The sequence below is a fragment of the Nocardioides sp. genome (assembly GCF_044226305.1).
Lineage (GTDB): Bacteria > Actinomycetota > Actinomycetes > Propionibacteriales > Nocardioidaceae > Nocardioides.
Genome location: NZ_JBGAHF010000016.1, coordinates 20,607 through 47,149 on the forward strand (window position 1 = coordinate 20,607; position 26,543 = coordinate 47,149).

The window sequence follows — 26,543 nt, forward strand, 5'->3', positions numbered from 1 at the left end:
CCCCGCTCCGCTCCGCCCGAACAGGCTGTCCCGCCTAGTAGTCCCTGACTACGCGTGCTGGCGCAGCAGCTCGTCGACCCAGGCCGGCACCAGCTCCGAGGCCGGGCCGTGCCGGGTGTCGGCGAAGAGGTGGGCGCCCGCACTCGCATCGAGGTTCAGCTCGAGGGTGTGCGCGCCGTGCCGGCGCGCGTGTCGCACGAAGTCCGCCGCCGGGTAGACCGCCCCGGAGGTGCCGACCGAGACGAACAGATCGGTCGCACCGAGCGCGTCGCGGATCTCTCCCATGCGGTAGGGGACCTCACCGAACCACACCACGTCGGGCCGCAGGTCGCGGGCGCCGCACCCCGGGCAGGGTGGGCGGTGACCGAGGCCGTCGACCCAGCGGGTCCGGTGCCCGCAGTAGGCGCACAGCGCCGAGCGCAGCTCGCCGTGCATGTGGATCACCCGCTGTGAGCCGGCGCGCTCGTGCAGGTCGTCGACGTTCTGCGTGACGACGAGGAGGTCCTCGCCGAGGACCTCCTCGAGCCGGGCCAGCGCGTGGTGCGCCGGGTTGGGCTCCACCACGTGGAGGGCGGCCCGGCGGGCGTCGTAGAAGCCGTGGACGACATCGGGCTGCAGCTCGTAGCCCTCCGGCGTGGCCACCTCCTCGACGCGGTGGCCCTCCCACAGCCCGTCGGAGCCGCGGAAGGTCGGCACCCCGCTCTCGGCCGAGATGCCCGCTCCGGTCAGGACGGTGACCCTCATCCCCCGGTCCGTCGGTAGACCGCGACGACGTAGCCGGCGGCCGGCTCGAAGGGCGCACCGTCCCAACCACCGTGGTGCGCCTCGACGGCCAGCCCGGCGGCCGCCATCGCCGCATCGACGTCCGTCAGCGGCGTCACCGGGCAGTCCCCGGGCAGGTGGTCGGCGTCGAGGCCGAAGCCGCAGACGACGGCGCCGCCGGGCGCGGCGTGCACCCCGAGCCGCTCGCAGGCAGCCGGCAGGGTGCCGTCCTCGAGGAGCGGGAGCGTGTTGCCGGCCACCACGACCAGGTCGAAGGACGCCCGCAGGTCGAGGGTCGCCAGGTCCGCGACCTGCCAGTCCAGGTGCGGTGCCTCGGCACGGGCCACGTCGACCATCCGCTCGTCGACGTCGACCCCCACCACGTCGTACCCCAGCTCGTGCAGGCGGACGGCGACGCGGCCGGTCCCGCAGCCGGCGTCCAGGACGCGCGCCGGCGGGGCCGCGAGGCCGGCGACGAACGCGGCCTCGCCGTGGACGTCACCGCCGCGGGCGGCCAGGCGACGGAACCGCTCGGCGTACACCGTCGCGTAGTCGTCGCCGGCCCCGGCGCGGGCGATCCGCTCCCAGCGCGTGCTCACGGGATCTTGCGCCGGGTCGCCTGGACCTTGAACTCGTCGAGGAAGACCCGGTGGATCTTGTCGCTGTCGAGCGCGCCGCCGACCATCCTGAGCTCGCCGCGCGCGAGCCGCTCGCAGACCCGGAGCCAGGCGTGACCCATCGCGTAGGTGAAGGTGCCGGCGATCGTCGCGTTGATGGTGCCCGCCACGGCCGTGCCGGCGCCGGGCACGAACTTGATCAGGTTGCCGACCAGCGAGCGGCCCGCCGTGGTGGCGGCCGCGGTCGCGGCGATCGAGGCGGCCGTCGACCGCTCGACCGAGATGCCGTAGGTGACCGCGATCGAGGCCATCATCGCCAGCTGGATGGGGACGAGGATGGCGGCGTCGGAGAAGGGGATGGGGGAGGCCCCGGCGGTCGTCGCCGCACCCGTGGCAGCCTTGATCGCCACCTCCGCGCGGTCGCGCTTGCGGTCGAAATCGATGCGCTGAGCCGCCGTGATCGCGTGGGCCACGCCCGAGGGCGCGCCGCGAAAGGTGGCATCGAGGAGCTCCTGCAGTCCGTACGCCGTCTGCCCGGTGAACTCGTCGGCCATCGCCATCGTGTAGTGGATCAGGCCGTCGACGATCGGGAGGTCGAGCGCGGCGATGCTGGCCGCGAGCGCCTCCGCGTCGGGGTGCACCCGGGTCCCGGCCCGTGGCACCTGGGTCAGCACCAGGATCACCGGCAGCCCGAGCTCGTGGAGGGCGCGGATGAACTCGGCCTCCGTCGGCTCGAAGCGCCGGTCCCCGGCACGGACGCAGTACCACGCGACGTGGATCTGCTCGGTCAGCGGCCGGCGCCGCATCCCGTGCAGGTAGTCCTTGAGCTCGGAGATGAGCGCCGCGTTGTCGCGACCCACCTCGAGCCCCCGGGTGTCGAGCACGCCGAGCGTGCCCGACTGGTGGAGGTAGAGGTGCTCGGACCGCGTGACCGGCTCACCGATGCCGGTGGCCGCGATCTCGGTGCCGAAGATCGCGTTGACCAGGGTGCTCTTGCCGACGCCGGTCTTGCCGAAGATGGCCAGGTTGAAGCGGCCGATCTCCTCGGCCTTGTCCTTCCACGCCTTCGAGAAGGCCTTGCCGAACCAGTCGTCCGCCGGTGGTGCCATGACACCAGATTGGCAGATGGCACCAGCGGGCGCCGGTGAGGACTCGGCTAGCGCGAGGCGCCGGCGGGGAGGTCGGCGAGCTGCTGGATGATGTCCTCGACGCGTTGCTTGGCGTCGCCGAAGAGCATGCTGGTGTTGTCCTTGAAGAACAGCGGGTTCTGCACACCCGCGTAGCCCACGGCCATCGAGCGCTTGAAGACGATGACGTGGCGGGCCTCCCACACGTGCAGCACGGGCATGCCGGCGATCGGGGAGCCGGGCTCGTCGAGGGCCGCGGGGTTGACGGTGTCGTTGGCGCCGATGACCAGGACGACGTCGGTCCGGGGGAAGTCGTCGTTGATCTCGTCCATCTCCAGGACGATGTCGTAGGGCACCTTGGCCTCGGCGAGCAGCACGTTCATGTGCCCCGGGAGCCGGCCGGCCACCGGGTGGATGCCGAAGCGGACCTCGACCCCGCGGGCGCGCAGCCGGCTGGTGAGCTCCGCGACCGGGTACTGCGCCTGGGCGACCGCCATCCCGTAGCCGGGGGTGATGATCACGCTGGAGGCGTCGGAGAGGAGCTCGGCGACCTCGTCGGCCGAGATCTCGTGGTGCTCGCCGTAGTCGGTGTCGCCCGACGGGCCGGCCTCGATCCCGAACCCTCCGGCGATCACCGAGATGAACGACCGGTTCATCGCCTCGCACATGATGTAGGACAGGTAGGCACCGGAGGACCCGACCAGCGCACCGGTCACGATCAGCAGGTTGTTGTCGAGCAGGAACCCGGACGCCGCCGCCGCCCAGCCGGAGTAGCTGTTCAGCATCGACACCACGACCGGCATGTCACCGCCGCCGATCGAGGCGACCAGGTGCCACCCGAGGGCGAGCGCGACCGCGGTCACCGCGACCAGCACGCCCAGGCTCGGCGACACCACGAACCACACGGTCAGGGCGGCGAACGCCGCGAGGGCGCCGAGGTTGATCGCGTTCTTGCCGGGCAGCATCAGTGGCGCGGACTTGATCCGCGCGGAGAGCTTGAGGTTGGCCACGATCGACCCGGTGAAGGTGACCGCGCCGATGAAGACACCGATCACCACCTCGGCGTCGTGGATCCGGCCCAGCGAGCCGGTCAGCCCCTCGTCGTAGAGGTAGCCGTTCCACCCGACGAGGACCGCGGCGAGACCGACGAAGGAGTGCAGCAGCGCGATCAGCTCGGGCATGCCGGTCATCGCGACCACGCGCGCGCGCCACAGGCCGATCGTGGCGCCGATCGCCACCGCGATGACCAGCAGAACCAGCGGCAGCGCCTCGTCGGTCGTGTCGACCAGCAACCCGACGGTGGCCACCAGGGCCAGCGCCATGCCGGCGATGCCGTAGCTGACGCCGTTGCGGGCGCTCTCGTGGCGCGACAGGCCCGCGAGGCTGAGGACGAACAGGAGGGAGGCGACCAGGTAGGCGCCGACCGCGATGCTGACCGCATCCATGCCCAGGCCCATCACTGGTCCGCCTTCCGGAACATGCCGAGCATCCGGCGGGTCACGGCGAACCCGCCGAACACGTTGATGCTGGCGAGCAGCACGGCGACGAACGCGAGGACTCGGACCGCGGTGTCGTCGACGCCGAGCTGCAGCATCGCGCCGACGACGATGATCCCGGAGATGGCGTTGGTGACGCTCATCAACGGGGTGTGCAGCGCGTGGTGGACGTTGCCGATCACGTAGTAGCCGATCACGATCGCCAACGTCAGCACGAAGAAGTGCTCGGGCAGCGGTGCGGGTGCGGTCGAGGCGACCACGAACAGCAGGAGCGAGACCGCAGCGAACACCGGCCACATCGGCCGGTGCTTCTTCGGCGGCGCCGGCTCAGGCGGCGGCCCGGGCGCGGCGGGCTTCGGGGCGGCGGAGACCTGCACCGGCGGCGGCGGCCACATCGACGCGCCCTCGTGGGCGACCGTGATGCCCCGCACCACGACGTCGTCGAGGTCGAGAGCCAGCTCGCCGTCCTTCTCCGGGGTCATCAACGTCAGCAGGTTGACGATGTTAGTGCCGTAGAGCTGCGAGGTCTGGGCGGGCAGCCGGCCCGCGAGATCGGTGTACCCCAGGATCCGGACACCGCCCTCGGTGACGACCTCCTGGTCCGCGACCGTCAGCGGCACGTTGCCGCCGTTGGCCGCCGCCATGTCGACGATGACGCTGCCGGGCCGCATCCCGGCCACGGTCTCCTCGGTGAGCAGCCGCGGCGCCGGGCGCCCCGGGATCAGCGCGGTGGTGATGACGATGTCGGCCGCACGGGCCTCCTCGTCGTACATCGCGGCGGTCGCCTGCTCCTGCTCGGCCGTCATCTCCTTGGCGTAGCCGTCGGAGCTGACCTCGGTCTGCATGTCGACGGTCACGAACTCCGCGCCCATCGACTCCACCTGCTCGGCGACCTCCGGGCGCACGTCGAAGGCCCGCACCACCGCGCCCATCGACCCGGCCGCACCGATGGCCGCGAGCCCGGCCACGCCGGCCCCGACCACGAACACCCGGGCCGGCGGGATCTTGCCCGCCGCGGTCACCTGGCCGGTGAACTGCCGCCCGAAGGCGTGCGCGGCCTCGACGACCGCGCGGTAGCCGGCCACGTTGGCCATCGAGGAGAGCACGTCCATCGACTGCGCGCGCGAGATCCGCGGCACCGCGTCCATCGCCAGCGCCGTCACCCCGGCGGCGACCAGCCGCTCCACCAGCTCCGGCGAGCGGGCCGGCGCCATCAAGGAGACGACCGTGGCGCCGCGCCGCAGGCGCGCGATCTCGTCGTCGGTCGGCGCGGCGACCTTGATCACCACGTCGGAGGACCACACCTCCGCGGCGCTGCCCACCGCGATCCCGGCGTCGGCGTACGTCTCGTCGGGCTGGCTGGCCGCCACCCCCGCACCGGACTCGACGACCACCTCGTAGCCGAGCTTCGCGAGCCGGCCGGCCGTCTGGGCGGTCGCGGCCACCAGGGTCTCGCCCGCACGCGACTCCCGCGGAACACCGATACGCACGAGGACCTCCTGGGACGACGACGACCGGAGACACCTCACCAGTCCGACTCGACACCTGTCAGTGACCGGAGTCACGTCCGGGACTTCCGTCCACCCTGTGGACGGCCGGGCGCGACGCACGCTACCCGGCCGGGGGTCCCGGGAAGAAGGGTCCAAGGCCCATCGTCTCGCGTGCCCTCCGGCGGCGCCGACCTGGCGGGCGCGGTCAGTCGACGAGCAGCCGCTCGAGCCGCGCCAGGTCCGCCTCGGTGACGCCCGCCGCGGCGAGGTACGCGGCCACGTCCGTCTCCGCGAGCCACGCGAGCAGCACCGGGCGCCGGTCGTCCAGCGCGGCCACGAGCTCGTCCTCCGTCCAGGACTCGTCCGCCGCCGTCACCCAGCTGCCGGTGCCGGGGTCGTAGGCCAGGCCGTGCCCGCGGTGCCCGGCGGCGCCGCGGAAGCCGGCCTCGTACGCGGCGACGACGCCGTCCGGGGTGACGCCGGCCAGGGCCAGCAGCATCGACCCGACCATGCCGGTGCGGTCGCGGCCGCCCGCGCAGTGGACGAGCACGGGGCCGTCTGCCCCGGCGAGCGCGGCGAAGACCCGACCCAGCTTGTCCGGGTAGAACCGCAGGTTCGGCGCCCACGACCGTGGGTGGTCGAGCCACGGTCCGCACTCGGCGAGGAACTCCGCGTCGTCGGGGTCCTCGGTCGGGGCGTGGACCACGGTCACCCCCGCCATCGCGTCCGGCTCCAGCACCGGGTGGACGTCGCGGCGACGGCGCTCGACGCCGTTGCGCAGGTCGACGACGGTGGTCAGGCCCGCCGCCCGGGCCGCCGCCCACCCCTGGCTCGTCATCCACTCGGGAGCCGCCGAGCGGAAGACCCGGCCGCGCGCGGTGCTGCCGCCGGCGACACGGGGCAGCCCGCCGAGGTCTGCCAGGTTGCGGGCGCCCTCCCAGGCGGGACCGTCCGAGACCTCGTGCACGCGACCGACCCTAGTCGGCAGGAAGTCCCTGGGGTCCCGTCAACAAGGGTCCAACGCCCGTCGTCCGCGAGGCCGCCGCGCACCTACGGTCGAGGTGTCGACGGAGCCCGACCGGCGGGGCCCGTCCGACGTCCGCGCGGCCGCCGGCGATGGAGTGGACCACGATGAACACGTTGCTGCTGACCGGCTTCCCGGGATTCCTGGGCTCGGCGCTGCTGCCGAGACTGCTGGACCGACGCGAGGGCGCCACCGCCGTCTGCCTGGTGCAGCCCCAGCACGCCGCGACCGCCCGAGGGCGGATCGCCGAGCTCGAGCGGGAGCACCCGCACGTCGCCGACCGGATCGAGCTGGTCATCGGCGACATCACCCGACCCGACCTCGGCCTGAACGCGACCTCGCGGGCCCGGCTCGAGGAGACCACCGAGGTGTGGCACCTCGCGGCCGTCTACGACCTCGCGGTCCCGCCGGAGGTCGCCCATCGCGTGAACGTCGACGGCACCGCCCACGTCCTCTCGCTGTGCCGGGGACTCCCCCGCCTGACCCGCCTGCAGTACGTCAGCACCTGCTACGTCAGCGGCCGGTACGCCGGCGAGTTCGCCGAGGACGTGCTGGCGATGGGCCAGCCGTTCCGCAACCACTACGAGTCGACCAAGTACGACGCCGAGCAGCTGGTCCGCGACGCGATGGCCGCCGGGCTGCCCGCCACCATCTACCGGCCCGGCATCGTCGTCGGCGACTCGACGACCGGCGAGACCCAGAAGTTCGACGGCCCGTACTTCCTGGCCGGCTTCCTCGACCGCCAGCTCGGTCCGGTCGCCGTGGTCCCGAAGGTCGGCGACCCCGACACCGTCCGGGTCTGCCTCGTGCCGCGCGACTTCGTCGTCGGCGCGATGGACGAGCTGTCGGTCCTCGAGGTCTCGGAGGGCCGCACCTACGCCCTCACCGACCCGCACCCCCCGACGGTCCGCGAGGTCGTCGACCGGTTCGCCGCCCGGCTCGGGAAGCGGGTCGTGTGGGTGCCGCTGCCGCTCAAGCCCACCCACACGCTCATCGACCGGGTCCCGGGCATGGAGCGGCTCTTCGGCCTCCCGGCCGAGGCCGTCGACTACTTCGCCAGCCCCACGACGTACTCGACCAAGAACACGACGGCCGACCTGGAGGAGACCGGGCTGCGCTGCCCGCCCTTCGAGGAGTACGCCGACCGCCTGGTCGACTTCATGAAGAAGCACGGCGAGATCACCTCGAAGGCGATGGTCTGACATGTCCGCGACCCCCCAGCTGACCGTCGTCAACGTCAGCCTCACCGGACCCGAGCGCGACTACGACGCGGTCGTCACGTTCCTGGACCACACGTTCCGGCTGGTGCGGATCGGCACCTCGGGCGACATCGACGCCGCCCGCGAGCTGGTGGAGGAGTGGGCCGGCGAGGCCGACGCGATCGCGGTGACGGGCGTGCGCGAGGCCCGCGCGGTCGGCCTGTACGACGGCGAGCTGGACGCCCTCGACGCGATCAGGCAGGCGACGACCGCGGTGCCGGTCACCGACGGCCACGCGCTGGGCGACGTCCTGCAGGAGTGGGCGATCCGGCACCTCCAGGGGGAGCTGCCCGGCTACCTGTCGAACGCGCGGACGGTGGTGCTCGGTGGCCTCAACCACGCCCGCACCACCCGGCTGCTCCGGGAGTTCACCGACAACATCGAGTTCGCGGACCCGCTGCTGCGCTTCGACCTCCCCGCCAAGGTGGCGAGCCGGCCGCTGCTCGGCCTGGCCGTCGCGTCCGCGCTGTGGCCGGTCCACCAGCTGCCCGGGTCCGTGAAGGCGAAGATCCAGGCGCCCGGCACCGGGCTCAGCCACGCCCTCGCGCGCAAGGCCGCCCGGGACGCCGACGTCGTGGTGGCGACCTACGACGAGCTCGTCGGCTTCGGGCTCGAGGACCTCGCCGGCAAGACCCTGATCAGCTCGGCGATCTCCGACGAGCGGCTCTCCGAGCTCGGCGACCGCGGCGTGGACATGGTGCTCGACAGCGTGCCGCAGCCGTTCCCCGTCACGGTGACGGCGGCTGTCCTCGAGGCGATGATGCAGGCCCTGGTCGGCGGCGGGCGGCTCACCGACGACGACCTCCTCGACATGATCGTCGGCGCCGGCCTCGAGCCGCGGCTGCTCTACCCCAACGGGTGGCGGCGCAAGAGCCGGTTCGCGTTCGTCATCCACCCGCTGTCGCAGACCTTCTTCAACAAGGTCGAGCCGCTGGGCACGATCACGCGGGTGTCCCCGGGCGTGGTCACGGACGTGATCGAGAAGGCGATCGCCTACGCGCCGCCCTTCACCTACAGCCACGTCACGGGCATCACGTCCCCCACGGGCGCGGAGGCCGAGGGCTGGCTGATCACCGTCGGCGGGACGCCGAAGGAGCTGATGGCGCACAGCCCGGAGTTCACCTACGCGCGCCTGCTCCAGGCCGCGGACATGGCCCGCAAGCTCGGCGCCCAGGTGATGGGCCTCGGGGCGTTCACCAAGGTGGTCGGCGATGCCGGGGTGACGGTCGCGAAGAAGGCGTCGCTGCCGGTCACCACCGGCAACAGCTACAGCGCCTCGGGGGCGCTGTGGGCCGCGCACGAGGGAATCCGCCAGCTCGGGATCGCCGAGATCGACGAGCAGGGCAGGTTCCGGGGCAAGGCGATGGTCGTCGGGGCCACCGGCGCGATCGGCTCGGTGTGCGCGCGGCTGCTCGCGCTCGCCAGCGACGAGCTGTGGCTGGTCTCCCCCGAGACCGCGAAGCTGCTGACCCTCAAGCACGAGATCGAGCTCGAGCACCCCCGGGCGACGGTGCACGTCGCCGCCACCCCGGACGAGCACCTCCCCGACATGGACGTGATCGTCACCGCAACCTCGGGCGCCGGCAAGCGGGTGCTCGACATCATGGACGTGAAGCCGGGGTGCGTGATCACCGACGTGGCCAGGCCGCTGGACCTCTCGGCCGAGGACGTGGCCAAGCGGCCTGACGTCCTCGTGGTCGAGTCCGGCGAGATCGAGCTGCCCGGCGACGTCAAGATGAAGAACATCGGACTGCCGCCCGGCGTCGTCTACGCCTGCCTGGCCGAGACCGTCGTCCTCGCCCTGGAGGGGCGCTACGAGACGTTCACCGTGGGGCGCAACATCGAGTGGGAGAAGGTCAAGGAGATCTACCGGCTCGGCCTCAAGCACGGCATGAAGCTCGCCGCCATCTCCGGGGTCAACGGCGTCTTCACCCCCGAGCAGATCGCCGACATCCGCGAGCGGGCGCTCGAGGCGCGGGCGGTGGCCGCGGTCGGCTGAGCAGCTCGATCGGCCCGGGCACACTGGGGCGATGGTGACCGCACAGGAGGAACCGGTACGGCGGGTCGCCGTCGTCGGAGGCAACGGGAAGACCGGCCGCGCGGTCCTCGCCGCCCTGGCCCGCCGCGGCGTCGACGCGGTGGCGATCGGCCGGGCGGAGTGGCCACACCTCGGGATCGCGCTCACCGGCTCGGACGCCGTGTACCTGGTCGCACCGAACCTGCATCCTGACGAGCCCCACTACGTCGCGGACGTCCTCGAGGCGATGGCCACCGCCGGCGTCCGTCGCGTCGCGTACCACTCGGTCGCCTCCCCGTTCGTCCCGCAGATGCCGCACCACCTCGGCAAGGCGGAGTCCGAGGACCTCGTGCGCCGGTCCGGCGCGGCGTGGACGATCCTGCAGCCGGGGGCGTACCTCCAGAACTTCGACCTGACCTCGGACCTCGAGGTTCCCTACGACGTCGATGCCCGGTTCGGGTTCGCCGACCTGGCCGAGGTCGGCGAGGCCGCGGCGGTGGTGCTCACCGAGGACGGGCACGTGGGCGCGACGTACGAGCTCGCCTCGCGGGTGGCCAGCCCGGCCGAGCTGGCCGCCGAGTCCGGACACCGGGCGCGCCGGGTCGACCCCGGCGCGGCACATCCCTGGCTGCTGGCCATGTTCGCCTACTACGACCGGCACGGGCTCCTCGTGGGCACGCGCCCGCTCAGCATGCTGCTCGCCAGGTCGTAGGTCAGGTCGAAGGTCAGGCCGGGCACGACGCCACGGCCGGCTCCGGTCGCGCGGTCTTCCTTCGTCGCCGACCCCGGTGCAGAGTCGGTCGCATGGAAGACGAGTTCAGCGTTGTCCCGGTCGGTCGTGTCCTCTCCCCGGTCACGCGTGTCGAGGACGCCGTCAGGCAGGGGGACGAGGGGGCGCCGGCGTGCACCATCGAGCTGCGCCCGGACGTCGCTGCCGCAGCCGCCGACCTGCGTGAGGGCGACGCCCTGGTCGTGCTCACCTGGCTGCACGAGGCCGACCGCGGTACGCTCGCGGTCCATCCGCGTGACGACGCCGGCCGACCACTCACGGGGGTCTTCAGCACCCGCTCGTCGGACCGCCCCAACCCGATCGGCCTGCACGCCGTCCGCGTGCTCGAGGTCGGCCCCGGCCGGCTCCGCGTCGACGGCCTCGAGGCCATCGACGGCACGCCGGTCCTCGACATCAAGCCGGACCTCGGGCCGCTCCCGACGCGATGAGGCGGCGACCACGGGTGGTCCGGCGATCGCCGCTCCCTGGGTGTGTCCCTGTTCGCCGGGTCCGGGTCCGCGAGCCGTTGTCACCGGATCTGCCGAGTTGCGGATGTCGCAACGCAGCGGTGGGTGAGCCACCTTTCAAGCGTTGGGTTTGGTGGAACACTCACCGCTGGCCCGTGCCGGCGCCGACCGCCGGTGGGCTGTCCACCGATCTACTCCGCGAGAAGGTGGACAGCGCACCGCCGCCTGAGATCCGGTCATCTGCCGCGATCCGCGCGCTTCGTGAGGCGACTATGCACTACGTGGGGCCAGCCGGTCGCCGAGGCGGTGAGGTGCTCGCCGCTCGATCCTGGCATCAGGACACCCAGTCAGGCCGCCCACTCGACGATCAGGTCGGCGAGGCGGGTCTCGAGGCGCAAGGTCGCGTGCCGGCTCGGCGGCGGCGCGGCCGGCGCGGTCGTCGCGACGACATGGCCGGTCGGTAGCCGCGTCTCGACGATGTGCGGAGCTCCTGGTGGTCCGGTCGCCGGTCGGGCGCTCCAGCCCGGCGCCTCCTTGACGTAGTTGCACTGTTCGCACAGCCCTTGTCCGTTGACTCCGGAGGTGCTCCCGCCGTCCGCGTGGGCGACGACGTGGTCGTGGTGGCGGACCGGCGCGTCGCACCACGCCGTCCGGCAGGTGCGGTCGCGCAGGTCGAGGAAGGTCGCGAGGCCGTCGGGGAACTCGCGGGCGACGGAGTCCATCGCGACGAGCGCGCCGGTCGACGGCGAGGCGTAGAGCCGACGCAGGGCGGCGCGGGCGTCCGCCACGGCGCGCCGGACGAGGTCGTCGGCCGCCTCGGCGCTGACCGTGCCGAAGTCGTGCAGCCAGGCAGGCGCGGTGCCGCCGCCCAGCAGGGTCTCGTCGGAGACGACGAGGTGGACGGCGACCCGGACGCCGTCCGCGGTGGCCTGCCCGGTGATGCGCTCGACGAGCGTGTCGGCCATGACCTGCCGGCGGCTGCGCGGATCTCCCGCAGCGCGCGCCTCGTCGGCCACCCGGCTCAGGGTGGCCCACACCGCCACTCCCTGGGCGGCCGGGAGCAGTGCGGACAGGCGGGCCATCACGTCCGGCGCCGGCCGCAGGCTGACGCCACGGTCCGCCTCGGCCCGCGCTCGCCGCTCGACCACCGCGGCCGGGTCGGCGTCCGCGACCTGCTTCATGGTCTCGGCGACCAGGCGCCGGTCACCCCAGCCGTCGAACGGGAACGTCCCGTCGGTGCGCCGGGCGCAGATCTGCTCGTCCACCCGCGCGCGGTCGGCCGGCACGAGGCACGCGGTCTCCCGGGCGACGAGCACCGCACGCCACTCGGACAGGGCGCCGGCCCGCATCGCGGCCTCGGTGTGCGGCAGGTCCACGAGGGCCCGGGCGAGGCCGAGGAACCGCGAGGCTCGCGACGGCGACTCGCGCCGCGCGAACCCGACCAGTCCCGCCACGTCCCGGCCGCGCTGGGCACTCGGAACACCCCGGGACCGGTGCCGGTCGCGGACCTGAGCGTCGAGCTCGCGGGCGAGCCGGGCCTGGGCCGCGCTCGCCCGCGCCTTCAGCTCCTCCAGCGACCGGATCGCGTCGACCAACCCGCACTCGTCCAGGCGCGATCCGTCGACCGTGTCGACATCGATCCCCGAGAACGCCATGACTGATCTTATCCGAACGTCTGTTCGATCGTCAAGGGCTTTCAGCGCGCAGGTGCAGGTCGATGAACGCGACGGCGTCGCCGTCGAGGAGGTAGCGGTCGTGCTCGACGAACCCGTGGGCCAGGGCGAACGCCAGGCCGTCGGTGTTCGACTCCAGGACCACGGTCTCGATCCGCCGGGCGCCGGCGGACCGCGCTTCGGCGAGCTCGGCGTCGAGGTAGGCCGTGCCGTGACCCCGGCGGCGGTGCTCGGGCAGGACCCGGACGATCACGGTGGCGACGGCATCGGGTCCCGACGGCGGGCGCACGGTGGCGTTGCCGACGAGCTCCCCGGACACGTACGCCAGGGTCAACCGGTGGCGACCGGCTCGCTCGGCGACGTCGGCGGCCGACAGCGGGTCGGTCGGGATGATCATGTTGTGGATCGACCGCCAGTCGTCGAGCAGCGGGCCGGCGGCGACGACGATGTCCAGGGTCACGGCACCCAGTCTGCGCCCGGGCCTCCCGGCCGACCGCCGCTCAGTAGTACCAGGGGAACGGCGACCAGTCCGGCTCGCGCTTCTCGAGGAACTGGTCGCGGCCCTCCTGGGCCTCGTCGGTCATGTAGGCCAGCCGGGTGGTCTCGCCGGCGAAGAGCTGCTGGCCGACCAGGCCGTCGTCGATGAGGTTGAAGGAGTACTTCAGCATCCGCTGCGCGGTCGGCGACTTGCCGTTGACGAGCCGCCCCCACTCCAGGGCGACCCTCTCGAGCTCGGCGTGCGGGACGGCGCGGTTGACGGTGCCCATCCGGACACCGTCCTCCGCGGAGTACTCCTGGCCGAGGAAGAAGATCTCGCGCGCGAACTTCTGGCCGACCTGGCGGGCGAGGTACGCCGACCCGAACCCGCCGTCGAAGGAGCCGACGTCCGCGTCGGTCTGCTTGAACCGCGCCTCCTCGGCGCTGGCCAGGGTCAGGTCGCACACGACGTGCAGGCTGTGGCCGCCGCCGGCCGTCCAGCCCGGGACCACGCAGATGACGATCTTCGGCATGAACCGGATCAGCCGCTGGACCTCGAGGATGTGCAGCCGCGCCATCTTCGCCTTGTCGACCGTGTCGGCGGTCTCGCCCTCGGCGTACTGGTAGCCGGCGCGGCCGCGGATCCGCTGGTCGCCTCCGGTGCAGAACGCCCACTTGCCGTTCTTCGCGCTCGGCCCGTTGCCGGTGAGGATCACGCACCCGACGTCGCCGGACGAGCGTGCGTGCTCGAGGACCCGGAGCAGCTCGTCGACCGTGTGCGGCCGGAACGCGTTCAGCACGTCGGGCCGGTCGAACGCCACCCGGACCGTGCCGTGCGCGCGGGCCCGGTGGTAGGTGAGGTCGGTCAGGTCCTCGAAGCCGGGGACCACGTCCCAGGCGCCGGCCTCGAAGATCTCGGAGACCCCGTCGATCGCGCTCATGGACCTGACCGTATCGCCGACGGAATAGCGGCCGGACCAGCGGGCATTCTCCCGACATGACACTTGAAGGCGAGTACGAGCCCAGCCCCGAGCAGTGGGTCCGCGACCAGGTCGAGGAGTTCGAGGCCTCGAACGGCCAGCGGGCGAACATCCTCCGCGGCAAGCCGGAGTGGCCGATCGTCGTGATCACGTCGAAGGGCGCCAAGTCCGGCAAGCTGCGCAAGAACCCGGTGATGCGCGTCGAGCACGACGGCGTCTACGCCGCGGTCGCGTCCAAGGGCGGCGCCCCGGAGCACCCGACCTGGTACTACAACTTCGTCGAGCACCCCGAGGTCGACCTCCAGGACGGGGCCGAGAAGCACACCTACTCGGTCCGCGTCGCGGAGGGCGCCGAGCGCGCCGAGTGGTGGGAGCGCGCGGTGGCGCAGTATTCGCCGTACGCCGAGTACCAGGAGAAGACCGACCGGGAGATCCCCGTCTTCCTGCTCGAGCGCACGGACTGACCCCGTCACCCGCGTGCGCGGTCGCTCGTTGACCGCGCATGCGAGCAGTCCACCGGGTCCTCCTGGCAGCCGTGACCACCGCCGCGGTGGCGGCCGCCGCACTGGCCGCACCCGCAGACGGCGCCGGCCCTGACGGCCCCGCGCCCGGCGATCCGGCGTACACCGCCCGCGACGCACAGAACATCGCCGACGCCTACGGCCGGATCACCGGCCCGGGTGGTCAGCTGCAGAACCCGGCGTACCTGCCGGCCCTGGTGCAGGCGGCGACCGAGCGGGGCGTCGCCCAGCTGCTCGCGCAGGCGGCCAGGCCCGGCCACCCCGCCATCACGCCCGGGAACGTCTTCCCCGGCTGGAACGTCGGCAACCCGCTGCGAGCCGGGTGGGTCGGCACCCGCGGCGAGGCCCGGCCGGTGTCCTTCACGAACAGGTACGGCGCCCTGCTGCAGGGCCACGTCTGGCGGCCGCTCCCCGGGGCGCACGACCCCTACACCGGCCGCCGCCTGCGTCCGCCGTACCCCGGCGTGGTCATCACCGAGGGCTCGGTGCAGGGCTCCGAGGGCATGTACGAGTGGCTGGCCGAGGACCTGGCCGAGCGCGGCTACGTCGTGCTCACCTACGACGTCCAGAGCCAGGGCACGAGCGAGACGCTCCCCCACCAGGACTCGCCGCTGCACCAGGACGCGCTGCCCTTCTGCAACCCGTTCGCGGCACCCGAGGACGGCGAGATGCTCGGCTGCCCGGGCGTCCCCTCGCAGCAGCTCTCGAACTTCGTGGTCGGCACCGAGGACGCCCTCGACTTCTTCACCTCGCGGCGCAACCCGTACCGGCGCAGCCTCGACCTCTCCCCCGACCCCCACCCCTTCACCCCGGGCCGCACCACGCGGATCGCGATCATCGGGCACTCGATGGGCGCGGCGGCGGTCTCGAAGGTGCAGGGCACCGACGACCGCGTCGCGGCGGTGGTCGCGCTCGACAAGCTCGCCGGACCCGGCTCGGGCGGCGCCCTCGACGGCACCGGCAACGTCCCGACCGTGCCGGCGCTCGCGGTGCAGTCGGAGTACGGCTTCACCGTCACCCCCTGGACCCTCGCCGGCGGCAGCTCGCTCACGCCGAGCCCGAGCCCCGACGGCCCCGACCCGCACCGCGAGCGCGCGACCGGGTACGACGCCTGGCGGGCCGCCGGGGTCGACTCGATGCTCGTGGTGCCGCGGGCGTCCACGCACCTGGAGTACACCGACATCCCGCTCGTGCTGCCGGCCAGCCGCTACGGCCAGGCTCTCACCAGCGTCTACGTCCAGCGCTGGCTGGGCCACTACCTCCAGCACGCACCCGCGAAGGCGCTGCTCGCCCCGTCGTTCCGCTACCTCGAGCCGGCCGGCGGCGGGGACTGGCGGACGGTCCGTCTCGACCGCGACGCGAACCTCAGCTTCTACTACTGCTCGGCCTACGGCTTCCATGCCGACGGTGGACTGGAGCAGAACGGCGACATCACCGGCGTCGGCTGCTGAGGTCTGCCATCCTGCCCGGGTGACGACCGACCTGCCACCGGTGTCGGCACCGCGCCGATCCGCGCTGGCCGAGCCGACCACGAGCCCGCCCGCGCGCTGGGTCGCGTCACTCACGCTGGCCAGCATCGGACTGTGGGCGGGGTTCTTCGGACCCATCCAGGTGCTGCTCGCGCAGCAGGCCGAGGCGATCGACGCGGCGAACAAGAAGGAGATCCTCGCGGTCGTCCTGGGCGTCGGTGCCCTCACCTCGGTCATCTGCAACCCGGTCTTCGGCGCGTTCTCCGACCGCACCACGCTCCGGGCCGGTCGGCGCCTGCCCTGGGTGGTCGGCGGTGCGCTCGGCGGCGCGCTGTCCCTGCTGCTGCTCTCCGTGGCGGAGAACGTGGTCGTGATGGCCGTCGCCTGGTGCGGCGTGCAGGCCGCGCTCAACGCGATGCTGGCGGCGGTCACCGCGACCGTCCCCGACCAGGTGCCGGTCCGCACCCGGGGCCGGGTCGGCGGCATCCTCGCCGTGGCCCAGACCCTCGGCGTCGTCGGCGGCACCGGCATCGCGTCCGCCACCGGCAGCATCGCCGCGGGGTACGTCGTCATCGCGGTCGTGCTGCTGGTCCTGACGGTCCCCTACTCCCTGGGCTCGCGAGACCTGGCGCTCAGCCCCGAGGAGCGGCCGGCTGCGTTCGACTGGGGCGCGTTCCTCCGCGGGTTCTGGGTCTCACCGCGCGAGTACCCGGACTTCGCCTGGGCCTGGATCACCCGCTTCCTGGTCAACCTCGGCAACTCCCTCGGGCTGCTCTACCTCCTCTACTACCTCCAGGACGCCGTGGGGATCGCCAAGGACGACGCCGACGACCGGGTGTTCCTGCTGACCGCGATCTACGGCGCGATCCTGATGGCGACCGCCGTGGTGTTCGGGATCTGGAGCGACCGGGTCGGGCGGCGGAAGGTCTTCGTGATCTGGTCCGGCGTCGTCGGCGCGGTCGCGACGCTGCTGCTCGCGGTCGTCCAGACCTGGCCGGCCGCGGTCGCCGCAGCGGTCCTGCTGGGCATCGGCTACGGCATCTACACGGCGGTCGACTTCGCCCTCATCACCCAGGTGCTGCCCGGCGCCGAGGACCGGGCCCGGGACCTCGGCGTCATCAACATCGCCAACGCGCTGCCCCAGGTGTTCGCCCCGATCATCGCCGGCGTCCTGCTCATCGCGGTGGACGCGGCCGGCGGCGCCACCGAGACCCACGGGGACGCGTTCTCGGTCGGCTACTTCGTCGTCTACGCGAGCGCGTTCGCCGCAGCGATCCTCGGCTCGGTCTTCGTCACCCGGATCAAGTCGGTCGCCTGACCCATCGCGGGCTCAGCCCCCGGCGGCCGCCTTGGCGGCTGCCCGGGAGATCGACATCGCGAGCCCGACCAGGTGGCCGAGCCGCGCGACCTCGGAGTCGAGGAACTCCGGGCCGCCCCGGCGGCCGATCATCACGATGTCGGTCTTGTTGAGCCGGGCGGCGCACTGGACGGCGTTCTCGTCCTCGGACTCGAGCTTCTCGGCGCGCTCGACGCGCACCCAGGCGAGCTCGCGCGGCGCGGCCGCGGTCGAGTAGACGACGCCGTCGTTCTTCGAGAGCCGGGCCGCCCAGTCGGCCCGGAACGTCACCGGCAGGAGGTCGATGAGGCGGTCCAGCGCGCCGTCGGGAGCGGCGGTCAGCTCCTCGACGGCCTCGAGGTCGAGGAAGAGGTTCCCGCCCGCGGCGTACCGGCTGATCCAGACGACGCGGACGCCGTCGAGCGCGTTGCAGGCCGAGACGATCGAGTCCGGCATCGCGTTCGGCGCAGTCTCGAGCAGCACGTCGTCGACGGCCACGCCGTCGTCGTGGCGCTTCTCCACGATCTCGATCGCCTCGATGTCGCCGCCGGCCATACCGATGGCGGTCGCCACTCGTCCCAACGACCCCGGGACGTCGGGCAGCTCCACGCGCAGGAGGTACGGCATGCCGTCGACCCTAGCCGGGTCGGGTTGCGGCGACGTTTCCCGTGCTCACTCTCCGGATAGGCGCCGGCGCAGGCCCGTGGCGCGCTGGGCGCGGGTGCCGACCGCGGCCCGCACGGCGGCCTCGCTGCCGACCACCCGCACGTGGTGCCGGGCCCGCGTGACGGCGGTGTAGAACAGCTCGAGCGTCAGCAGCCGCGAGCCCTCCTCGGGCAGCAGGACCGTCACCCGGTCGGCCTGGCTGCCCTGGCTCTTGTGGATCGTCATCGCGTGCATGGTCTCGACGGCGTCGAGCCGGCCCGGCGCGAACTCCTTGAGCCGTTCCGAGCCGGCGACGAAGGCGCGCGCCCGACCGTCGCGCCGGACGACGACGCCCGTCTCGCCGTTGTAGACGTCGAGCGCGTAGTCGTTGCTGGTCACCAGCAGCGGCCGCCCGACGTACCAGGGGCCGCCGGCGCCGGGCCCGAGCAGGTCGACCTCGGGGTCCTCGGCCAGCCAGCGCTCGACGAGGTGGTTCCAGCGACGCACGCCGTAGGGCCCCTCGCGGTGGGCGCAGAGCAGGCGGTAGCGGTCGAGCTCGGCCAGCGCCCGGCCGGGGTCCTCGTCCACCGCGGCGCGCCAGATCGCACGCGCCGCGGCGACCGAGTCGGGGCGGAGGACCTGCTCGACCTCGGCGTCGTCGACCGCCTCGACGAACGACACCTGCGCGGACGGCGCGCGCAGCACGGCCAGCACGTCGTCGGCGTCGCCCTCGCGCAGGGCCTCCGCGAGCGCCTTGATGTCCTCCTCGGACCGGAAGTTCTCGGTGAGCGCGGCGACCGGGGAGTCGGACCGGCCGGCGTAGCCCGCGACCAGGTCGCTGAGCACCGCGCCCGCTCCCACCGAGGTGAGCTGGCGCGGGTCACCGACCAGCACCAGGCGGCTCTCCGGGCGCAGCGCCTCCAGCAGCCGGCCGGTCATCGTGAGCTCGACCATCGAGGACTCGTCGACCACGACCACGTCGTGCTTGAGGCGGTTGGACCGGTCGTGCCGGAAGCGGGTCGCGTTGTCGGGCCGCCACCCCAGCAGCCGGTGCAGGGTGAGCCCCTCGAGGCGGCCGACCAACCTGGGAGCCTCGGGCCAGGTCCGCGCGACCACCTCGAGCTCACTCACCACGGCCTCCTGCAGCCGGGTCGCGGCCTTGCCGGTCGGTGCGGCGAGGGCGATCGTCAGGCGCCCGTCGGCCTGGTCGGCGAGCAGCGCGAGCAGGCGGGCGACGGTGGTCGTCTTCCCGGTGCCCGGGCCGCCGGTGAGGATGGTGGTACGCCGGCGCACGGCCGCGACCACCGCCTCCTCCTGCTCGGCGCTGAAGTGGCCGGCGCGGACCTTGGCGAGCGCCGCCTCCAGCCGCTCCTCGTCGACGACCGGGGAGTCGAGCGCGAGCCGGGCCTCGAGGTCGTCGTGGACCTGGGTCTCGAGCCGGTGGTAGCGGTCGAGGTAGAGCAGCCCGAGGTCCCAGCGCAGCACCCCGGCGGCGACCAGGGGCGACGCCGCGACCGCCGCCGCCCAGTCGTCGGGCCAGGCAAGCTCGGGCACGGTCTCGCGCACGGCGTCGAGGTCGAGGCACACCGAGCCGCGGCGCACCGCCCGGACCGCCAGCGCCACCGCCAGCAGCACCCGCTCGTCGGTCTCCTGCCCGAGCGCCCCGACCCGGGTCGCGACGTGGAGGTCGGAGGAGGTGAGCAGGCCGGCCCGGTTGAAGTCCGCGAGCAGCCCGGTCGCGGTGGTGGCGATCCGCCAGTCGTGGTCGCCGACCGGCTCGAAGAGCTCCGTCACGCCGCACCGTCCAGGAGGTCGGAGAGCTCCTCGACCAGCGCGACCGGCGGGCGCCAGGCCCACACCCCGCAGGGCGCGCCGTCCACGAGCGGGGTGGCGGCGCCGCACATGCCGCGCAGGTAGAGGTAGAGGACGCCGCCGAGGTGCCGCTCGGGGTCGTAGCCGGGCTGTCGCCAGCGCAGGAAGCGGTGCAGCACCGCGGCGTAGAGCAACGCCTGGAGCGGGTAGTCGGAGTGCCCCATCGCGGCGTCGAGCGCCTCGGGTCGGTAGCTGTGCGCGGTCAGCGGCTCGTCGGTCGGGCCGAGCCAGTTGGTCTTGTAGTCCACCACCAGGTAGCGCGGACCGTCCGGCGTGCGCAGCCGGAGCACGACGTCGACCGAGCCGGTGAGGTAGCCACGCAGGGTCTGCTCGCCGAGCGGACCGGCCAGCCGGTCGGCGTACGCCCGCACCGGGTCGCCGGGGGGCAGGTGCCGCTCGAGCAGCGGACCCAGGTCGGCCAGGGTGCGGCCGCCGAGCGGGAGCTCGAACTCCATCTCGCGCAGCCGGTCGGCCAGCGGCACCTGCCGCAGCGTGGTGCCCGCCAGCGGACCGAGGGGCGAGTCGCAGACGGCGACCAGCGCGTCCGCGAGCTCCTCGCGGTCGAGGGCGACCGGCCACCAGCCGAGCTGGTCGTCGACGTGCGCGAGCAGCTCCTCGCGCAGGTCGGGCGCGTCCGGGTCGGTGTGCTCGAGCACCGCGTGCACGAGCGAGCCGAAGGTCGCGCCGACCGGCAGCCCGGCCATCGGCGACGGGACGTCGCCCGGGAGCGCCGCCGCCCCCGGCTCGGGCCCGGGCTCGACCGGATCGAGGTCCGGCTCGTCGTCCTTGGCGCCGACCTCGGGCTCGCTGGTCACCGCGCCCGCCACGCCGGTCGTGACCTCCAGCCGGCTCAGCGAGGAGTACGACGCCCGCCGCCACTCGGTGTCCACCTGTCGGGTGAAGGAGCGCGCGGCGAGCCCGGGCGGGTCCGGCCGCGGCGGGTCGGCGCCGGGGTCCGCGTGGATCGCCGCCTCGGGGACCGGGCCGCCCCGGTCGCGCCAGTCGGCGAAGAGCGCGACGACCTCGTCGTCGTCCGGCACCGGTGGGGTGGCCGGCACCTCGCTGGTCGTGGTGTCGCGCATCAGCACCCGGTGCAGGGGCGAGGCGACGGCGTTCTTGGTCGGCGCCCACCAGGCGACGACCTGCGACTGCGCCCGGGTCATCGCGACGTACAGCAGCCGCAACCACTCGCCGGCCTCCTCGTCGGCCCAGCGCCGGCAGTGGTCGGCCCACCCGGCGCCGCCACCGCCCACGTTCAGGCAGCGCCGGCCGGCGTCGTCGTGGAAGAGCGGCCGGGTCGGCTTGGGCACGAACCGGTCGGCGAGCGCTGGGACGTAGACGACGGGGTACTCGAGCCCCTTGCTGGCGTGGATCGTGACCAGCTGGACCGCGGCCGCGTCGGAGTCCAACCGCCGGGTGCGCTCGAACCCGCGACCCGCGCGGCCCTCGGCGACCTGCTCGCGCAGCCAGGTGAGCAGCGAGACCAGTCCGTGGTGGTCGGTGAGCGTGACCTCGTGCAGGGCCTCGCCGATGTGGCGCAGGTCGGTGAGCCGCCGGTCGCCGCCGACCTCCGCCAGGACCCGGGCCGGCAGCCCGGCGACGTTCGCGGCCTCGAGCACCGCCGCGATCCCCCGGCTCGTGAACAGCTCCACCCAGCCGCGCAGCGTGTCGGCCACCTCGTCGGTCAGGTCCTCGCCGCGGGCGTCGAGGTCGGCGGCGGTGTGGCCGAGGAAGCAGGTGAGCGCCGCCGACCGGACCCGGCCGCTGCGGTGCGGCTGCTCGAGCGCCTCCAGCAGGGTCAGCCACTCGACCGCCGCCGGCGTCGCGAAGACGCTGCCGCCACCGGCGATGACCGCGGGGACCCCCACGGCGAGCAGCGCCTCGCGGACCTCCGCGAGGTCCGCGTGCCGGTAGCTGATGACCGCCACGTCCTTCGGTTGCAGCGGCTCGCCGCAGAAGGTCGCTCCGGAGGCGAGCAGCCGGCGTACGTCGAGCGCGAGGTCGCGCGCGACGTGGGGACGCACCTGGCCGACGGTGAGCACGGCGCTGCCGCCGCGCCGGAACTGGTCGCGGCGCACCACCCGCACCCGGAACGGCGCGGGCGCCGGCAGGCCCGCGAGCCGGCTCCCGTCGTGGTGGGCCGCGACGTCGCGCACGACGATCCGCTCGTCCCCGAGCGCGGCCCCGGCCAGCAGCCGCTGGAACGACTCGAGGAGCGGGGCGTCGCTGCGCCAGTTGACCGCGAGCGTCTGCTGGGTGGTCGCCGACGCCGCCGCGTCGAGGTAGGTCGCGACGTCACCGCCGCGGAAGGCGTAGATGGCCTGCTTCGGGTCGCCGATCAGGACCATCGTGGCGTGCCCGGCGAAGGCCCGGCGCAGGACCTCCCACTGGACCGGGTCGGTGTCCTGGAACTCGTCGACCAGCACGATGCTCCAGCGGGCCCGCATCCGGTGCGCGGCCGGGCCGTCGGAGTCGGCCAGCGCGTCGCGCAGCTGGGTGAGCAGGTCGTCGTAGGACAGGATGCCGAGCCGGCGCTTGCGCCGGTCGAGCTGGGTGCGGACGGCCTCGGCGAAGGCGACCCGGCGGCCCGCGGCGGTCGCCCGGTCCTCGCCCGCGGGCTCGAGCCGGGCCTGGGGGTCGCTGACGGCGGCGCGGGCGATCGCGAGCGCCTCGGTGTGGCTGAACACCGGCGGCTCCTCGTCGAACGCGAAGGCCCGCAGGTAGAGGTCGTCGACGGTCTCCTTCACCAGGTCGTCGAGGTCCTCGACCAGCCGGGCGCGTGAGTCGGAGTCGCCCGCGACGCCGAGCGAGTCGAGGACCATGGAGCAGAACTGGTGGGTGGTCGCGATGGTCGCCGCGTCGAAGCCGGCCAGCGCCTCGGTGACCCGGCGGTGACCGAGCCGGCGCTCCTCGGCCGGCCACGCCCTCAGCATCGCGACCAGCTCGGAGTCCTCGACCCCGGTCGCGACCGGGTCGTCGGACAGGACCCGCTCGGCGTCGACGAGCTGGGCCCGGACCCGCTCCCGCAGCTCCTGGCTGGCGGCGCGACCGAAGGTCACCACCAGCATCTGCTCGAGCCGGGCGTGCCCCTCGGCGACGTAGCGGGTCACCAGGGCGCCGATGGTCCAGGTCTTGCCGGTGCCGGCACTCGCCTCGAGGAGCACGGTGCCGGTGGGCAGCGGGTCGCGGATGTCGAACGGCGTCGGCTCGCGGGTCGCGGGAGCACTCACAGCGGCCCCACCCTCTCGCCGCCGGTGAGCAGCGGCTCCCAGATCCGCCAGGCGTGCTCCCCGAGCCCGGCCTCCACCAGCACCTCCAGCGGCGCGCGGGCACCCCAGATGCGCTGGTGGTGCGGGTCGGCGTCCTCGCCCTCGATGCCGAACGCGTTGAAGGGGTCGGTCTCCCACTCGCGGCGGGCGGCGACGTCGGGCGGGGTGTCCTCACCCATCAGTCCGCGCGCGTGCGCCTCCGCCCAGGCGGCGCCGGTCTTGACCGGCACCGGCAGCGGCTCGCAGAGCCCCCGGTCGCGCAGCGCGACCAGGTCGCGCAGCCGGTCGACGGCGCGGTGGTCGAGCGGCCCGGAGAGCGCCCGTTTCGGCCCGGCCCGCTCGCGGCCGACGGCGTGGCCGGTCCAGTGCTCGTCGGGACGGTCGGCGGCCAGCGCCAGCAGGTCGACCCACGTCAGCAGCCGCTGGCGGGCGCCGAGCCGTGAGTAGCCGAGCGACACGACCCGGTTGCCGTGCACCCCCGACACCGTGCCCGTCAGCCGCCGGCCGTCCCCGAGGTCGACGTCGACGTCGACCGAGCGGCGCTCGCCGGACCGGAGGTCGGCCGTGCGCACCCAGAGCCGCTGGCACTCCCGGACCACCTCGTCGAACGCCAGGGTGCCCAGCAGGCCGGGCGGGAGCGTGCCGCTGAGCTGCTCGGCGGTCATCACGGCGACCGGGTCGTGCCCGGCGAGCAGCTCGCGGAGCAGGCGGTCACCGATCTGCCACTTCTCGAGCGAGTCCAGCGTCACCGGGATCGCGTCCGCCAGGTCGTCGGGCTCGAAGGGCGTCGCGACGTCGAGCCGCTCGCGCAGGAACGTCCGGACCGGGTGGCCGAGGAACGCCTTGAGGTCGGCCAGCGACACGTCCTCCCGCGGTCGCGGGGGCAGCGCGGCGGCCAGCATCGGCGGCGGCCGGTGCCGCACGCCCCAGGCCGACCGGGCGCCGGCCAGCGCAGCGGCGTCGAAGCTGAACGGCCGGGCTGGGTCGAAGTTGCGGGCGTCGTAGGGCTGCAACGGGTGCCGGACCAGCACCCGGTCGCGCACCGGCTCCGCCGTCGTCCGGTCGGCGGCGTCCAGGATCTCGCCGAGAGGTACGGCAGGCGGCCGCCTCGCCCCCGACTGCTCGTCGGCACCGGTGTAGGTGATGACGAGGTGCTCGGTCGCGGCCATGATCGCGTCGAGGAGGAGCTGCCGGTCCTCGCTGCGGGCGTCGCGCTCGCCGGTGAGCGGTCGGCGGGCGAGCACGTCGTCGCCGTCGACCGCCCCGGCGCGGGGGAACACGCCGTCGTCGAGGCCGACGAGGCAGACGACCCGGTGCGGCACCGAGCGCATCGGCACCATCGTGCAGACGGTGAGGGTGCCGGTGCGGAAGTTCGCCCGCGTGGGACGGCCGGCCAGCCGGGACTGCAGCAACGCCCGCACGTCGGCGAGCCGCAGCTCGATGTCGCCCTCGTGCGCGGAGGTCGCCGCACGGGCCAGCTCACGCTCGAGCTGCGGCAGCTGCCACGCATCGTCGTCCGCCACGTCGGTGAGGTCCCGCACGCCGGCGCGCAGGCAGTCCGTCCACTCCGCGACCGTGCGGGCGGACGTCAGGCCGCTCAGGCAGGTGTCGAGACGGGCGAGCAGCTCGGCCAGCCGCCCGGCCAGGTCGATCTCGTTGCTGGCGACGTCGTCGAGCGGCAGTCCCCGGCCGAGGTGGTGGTGGTCGTCGCCGCTCATCGCGACGCCCAGCAGGATCCGGTCGAGGCCGGCGCGCCAGGTGTTGTGGGCGAACCGCTCCATCTGGAACGCCGCCCGCGACTGCTCGTCCAGGCCCCACCGCACCCCGGCCCGCGCCACCCAGCGGCTGACCCGGTCGAGGTCGTCGTCGGTGAGGCCGAACCGCCGACGGCACGGCTCGGTCGAGGCGAGGTCGAGCACTTCGGAGGCGGTCACCCGACCACCCGAGAGCTCGAGCAGCGTGCTCGCGACCGCCAGCAGCGGGTTGGTGCTCGAGAGCGCCCGGTCGGCGAGCTTGACGCGCAGGAGGTGGGCCGGGTGACCGGCGGCCGGTGGCCGGGGTGCTGCGAGCCCGAAGCCCGCGGAGATCAGCGGGGCGTAGGTCTCGATGTCCGGGCACATCACGAGGATGTCGCGTGGCTCGAGGGGCCGCTCGGTCGTCGCTGAGTCCTCCAGCATGCCCACGAGCACCTCGCGGAGCACGTCGACCTGACGCGCCGGCCCGTGGCAGGCGTGCACCTGGAGGGTGCGGTCGCCCTCGGCGAGGTGCCGACCGGCGCGCTCGTCGTACGACGGGGCGTGGTTGGCGCGCAGGTCGGCCTGGAGCCACCCGAGCAGGGTGTCGGCCGGCGGGAGGTCGGCCGGGACGAGGTCGGACGGGACGCCGACGAGGGTCCGGCGCAGCTCGCGGGCGTCACGGCCGAGCGAGGCGAGCAGCGGGTGCCCGACCCGCTCGGCGGAGGTGTCGTCCTCGCGCGCGACCACCCCACCGAGGTCGGCGAGCGCGTCCCAGAGGTCCGGGGAGGGCTGCGGCAGGAAGAGGTGCACGTCGCGGTGCGCGCCCAGCGCGGCGAGCAGCTCGACCTCCGTGGCCGGGACGCGGGTGTGCCCGAACAGGGACAGCCGGCCGGGCAGCGGCAGCGCGGCCCCTCCCTCGGCCAGGGCCCGACAGGTCTCGGCGTGCCGGAGGTCGGGCGGCGGGGCGGCGACCTGCGGCAGCACCCGGCGCCACAGCTCGGCCTGCCAGCGCAGGTCGGAGGGGAGGTCGCCGTCGTCGCCCTCGCGCCAGGCGGTGACCAGGGCCGGCCGCTGCCGGGCGTACGACGCGAACAGGCCCGCCAGCCGCAGGGCCACCGAGTAGCGGCGGTTGCGCCTGACCTCGCCGTCGGCTCCCGGCAGGCCGTGCCCCAGGTGTGCGGCCAGCGTCGCGCACCACGGCTCGCCGAGGCTGTCGTCGATCGTGGCGAGCAGCGGCCAGACGAGGCGTTCGGGGTCCCACGGGTCGTCGCGCTCGCGGCCGAGCAGCAGCGACACCAGGGAGGGCGGGCTGAGGAAGCGCACGCCCGCGCAGACCCCGTCACCACCGCGGGGGCCGGTGCCCAGCCGGTGGCTGAGCCGTTGCGTGAGCCAGCGCTCGACCCCCTTCGCGGGCACCACGACGACCTCCTCGGCGAACGGGTCGTCGAGCGGCGTGGAGAGCAGGTCCCCCAGCCGGTCCGCGAGCACGTCGGTGCGCGCGGCGCGGTGCAGCTGAAGTGTCATCGGCGGCACCCTA

The 26,543-nt window shown here is 73.8% G+C and carries 20 protein-coding genes; 7 read left to right on the plus strand and 13 right to left on the minus strand.

The genetic code is table 11. The annotated features are described in order from the left end of the window. Positions 1-48: 48 nt before the first annotated feature. The 6 genes from ACILQ5_RS15975 to ACILQ5_RS16000 all read right to left on the minus strand — a co-directional run bounded on the left by ACILQ5_RS15975 (position 49) and on the right by ACILQ5_RS16000 (position 6,459). On the minus strand, positions 49-744 hold the full coding sequence (locus ACILQ5_RS15975) for an NAD-dependent deacylase (RefSeq protein ID WP_395659013.1): 696 nt from the start codon (positions 742-744) through the stop codon (positions 49-51). After that, positions 741-1,361 carry a class I SAM-dependent methyltransferase gene (locus ACILQ5_RS15980; RefSeq protein WP_395659014.1) on the minus strand — a complete coding sequence of 207 codons (621 nt, stop codon included), beginning with the start codon at positions 1,359-1,361 and terminating at the stop codon, positions 741-743. Before ACILQ5_RS15980 ends, ACILQ5_RS15975 begins: the two co-directional genes overlap by 4 nt. Continuing rightward, positions 1,358-2,488 carry a GTPase family protein gene (locus tag ACILQ5_RS15985; protein ID WP_395659015.1) on the minus strand — a complete coding sequence of 377 codons (1,131 nt, stop codon included), beginning with the start codon at positions 2,486-2,488 and terminating at the stop codon, positions 1,358-1,360. Before ACILQ5_RS15985 ends, ACILQ5_RS15980 begins: the two co-directional genes overlap by 4 nt. Positions 2,489-2,535: 47 nt before the next feature. Next, positions 2,536-3,951, minus strand: coding sequence for a Re/Si-specific NAD(P)(+) transhydrogenase subunit beta (gene pntB / locus ACILQ5_RS15990; protein WP_395659016.1), 1,416 nt, complete (start codon positions 3,949-3,951; stop codon positions 2,536-2,538). An 11-nt stretch (positions 3,952-3,962) separates the two neighbouring features. Then, complete coding sequence (locus tag ACILQ5_RS15995) at positions 3,963-5,492, minus strand: Re/Si-specific NAD(P)(+) transhydrogenase subunit alpha (RefSeq protein WP_395659017.1); 1,530 nt, start codon at positions 5,490-5,492, stop codon at positions 3,963-3,965. A gap of 205 nt (positions 5,493-5,697) precedes the next feature. Beyond that, complete coding sequence (locus tag ACILQ5_RS16000) at positions 5,698-6,459, minus strand: tyrosine-protein phosphatase (protein WP_395659018.1); 762 nt, start codon at positions 6,457-6,459, stop codon at positions 5,698-5,700. A gap of 164 nt (positions 6,460-6,623) precedes the next feature. On the opposite strand from ACILQ5_RS16000, the gene ACILQ5_RS16005 reads away from it, so the two are divergent. From ACILQ5_RS16005 to tsaA, 4 genes are all read left to right on the plus strand, one after another. Beyond that, positions 6,624-7,718 carry an SDR family oxidoreductase gene (locus ACILQ5_RS16005; protein WP_395659019.1) on the plus strand — a complete coding sequence of 365 codons (1,095 nt, stop codon included), beginning with the start codon at positions 6,624-6,626 and terminating at the stop codon, positions 7,716-7,718. A gap of 1 nt (position 7,719) precedes the next feature. Then, complete coding sequence (locus ACILQ5_RS16010) at positions 7,720-9,774, plus strand: dehydrogenase (RefSeq protein ID WP_395659020.1); 2,055 nt, start codon at positions 7,720-7,722, stop codon at positions 9,772-9,774. Positions 9,775-9,805: 31 nt separating this feature from the next. Further along, positions 9,806-10,504, plus strand: a complete 699-nt coding sequence (locus ACILQ5_RS16015; RefSeq protein ID WP_395659021.1) for an SDR family oxidoreductase — start codon at positions 9,806-9,808, stop codon at positions 10,502-10,504. A gap of 92 nt (positions 10,505-10,596) precedes the next feature. Further along, complete coding sequence (gene tsaA, locus ACILQ5_RS16020; RefSeq protein WP_395659022.1) at positions 10,597-11,010, plus strand: tRNA (N6-threonylcarbamoyladenosine(37)-N6)-methyltransferase TrmO; 414 nt, start codon at positions 10,597-10,599, stop codon at positions 11,008-11,010. Positions 11,011-11,375: 365 nt separating this feature from the next. Here tsaA and ACILQ5_RS16025 read toward each other — a convergent pair whose 3' ends face one another. From ACILQ5_RS16025 to ACILQ5_RS16035, 3 genes are read right to left on the minus strand one after another with little or no spacing between them, the layout of a single operon-like run. Further along, entirely contained in the window at positions 11,376-12,683 is a 1,308-nt protein-coding gene (locus ACILQ5_RS16025) for an HNH endonuclease (protein WP_395659023.1), read from the minus strand. A gap of 31 nt (positions 12,684-12,714) precedes the next feature. Beyond that, on the minus strand, positions 12,715-13,161 hold the full coding sequence (locus ACILQ5_RS16030) for a GNAT family N-acetyltransferase (protein WP_395659024.1): 447 nt from the start codon (positions 13,159-13,161) through the stop codon (positions 12,715-12,717). 40 nt (positions 13,162-13,201) lie between these two features. Continuing rightward, positions 13,202-14,119, minus strand: coding sequence for a 1,4-dihydroxy-2-naphthoyl-CoA synthase (locus tag ACILQ5_RS16035; RefSeq protein ID WP_395659025.1), 918 nt, complete (start codon positions 14,117-14,119; stop codon positions 13,202-13,204). Between the two features lie 56 nt (positions 14,120-14,175). On the opposite strand from ACILQ5_RS16035, the gene ACILQ5_RS16040 reads away from it, so the two are divergent. The 3 genes from ACILQ5_RS16040 (at position 14,176) to ACILQ5_RS16050 (ending at position 17,466) form a co-directional block, all read left to right on the plus strand. Then, positions 14,176-14,622, plus strand: coding sequence for a nitroreductase family deazaflavin-dependent oxidoreductase (locus tag ACILQ5_RS16040; RefSeq protein WP_395659026.1), 447 nt, complete (start codon positions 14,176-14,178; stop codon positions 14,620-14,622). A gap of 71 nt (positions 14,623-14,693) precedes the next feature. After that, complete coding sequence (locus ACILQ5_RS16045; RefSeq protein ID WP_395659027.1) at positions 14,694-16,130, plus strand: alpha/beta hydrolase; 1,437 nt, start codon at positions 14,694-14,696, stop codon at positions 16,128-16,130. Between the two features lie 19 nt (positions 16,131-16,149). Further along, complete coding sequence (locus ACILQ5_RS16050; protein ID WP_395659028.1) at positions 16,150-17,466, plus strand: MFS transporter; 1,317 nt, start codon at positions 16,150-16,152, stop codon at positions 17,464-17,466. A gap of 12 nt (positions 17,467-17,478) precedes the next feature. Here the strand turns inward: ACILQ5_RS16050 and ACILQ5_RS16055 are convergent, their stop codons facing one another. From ACILQ5_RS16055 to recC, 4 genes are read right to left on the minus strand one after another with little or no spacing between them, the layout of a single operon-like run. Further along, positions 17,479-18,111: an ACT domain-containing protein gene (locus ACILQ5_RS16055; protein WP_395659029.1), complete on the minus strand. Its 633-nt coding sequence runs from the start codon at positions 18,109-18,111 to the stop codon at positions 17,479-17,481. 45 nt (positions 18,112-18,156) lie between these two features. Next, a complete protein-coding gene (gene recD / locus ACILQ5_RS16060) occupies positions 18,157-19,923 on the minus strand; it encodes an exodeoxyribonuclease V subunit alpha (RefSeq protein ID WP_395659030.1) in 1,767 nt (588 codons plus the stop codon). Then, positions 19,920-23,231: a UvrD-helicase domain-containing protein gene (locus tag ACILQ5_RS16065; protein ID WP_395659031.1), complete on the minus strand. Its 3,312-nt coding sequence runs from the start codon at positions 23,229-23,231 to the stop codon at positions 19,920-19,922. Before ACILQ5_RS16065 ends, recD begins: the two co-directional genes overlap by 4 nt. Further along, entirely contained in the window at positions 23,228-26,530 is a 3,303-nt protein-coding gene (gene recC, locus ACILQ5_RS16070; protein ID WP_395659032.1) for an exodeoxyribonuclease V subunit gamma, read from the minus strand. The genes ACILQ5_RS16065 and recC overlap by 4 nt, the downstream gene beginning before the upstream one ends. Positions 26,531-26,543: the final 13 nt, after the last annotated feature.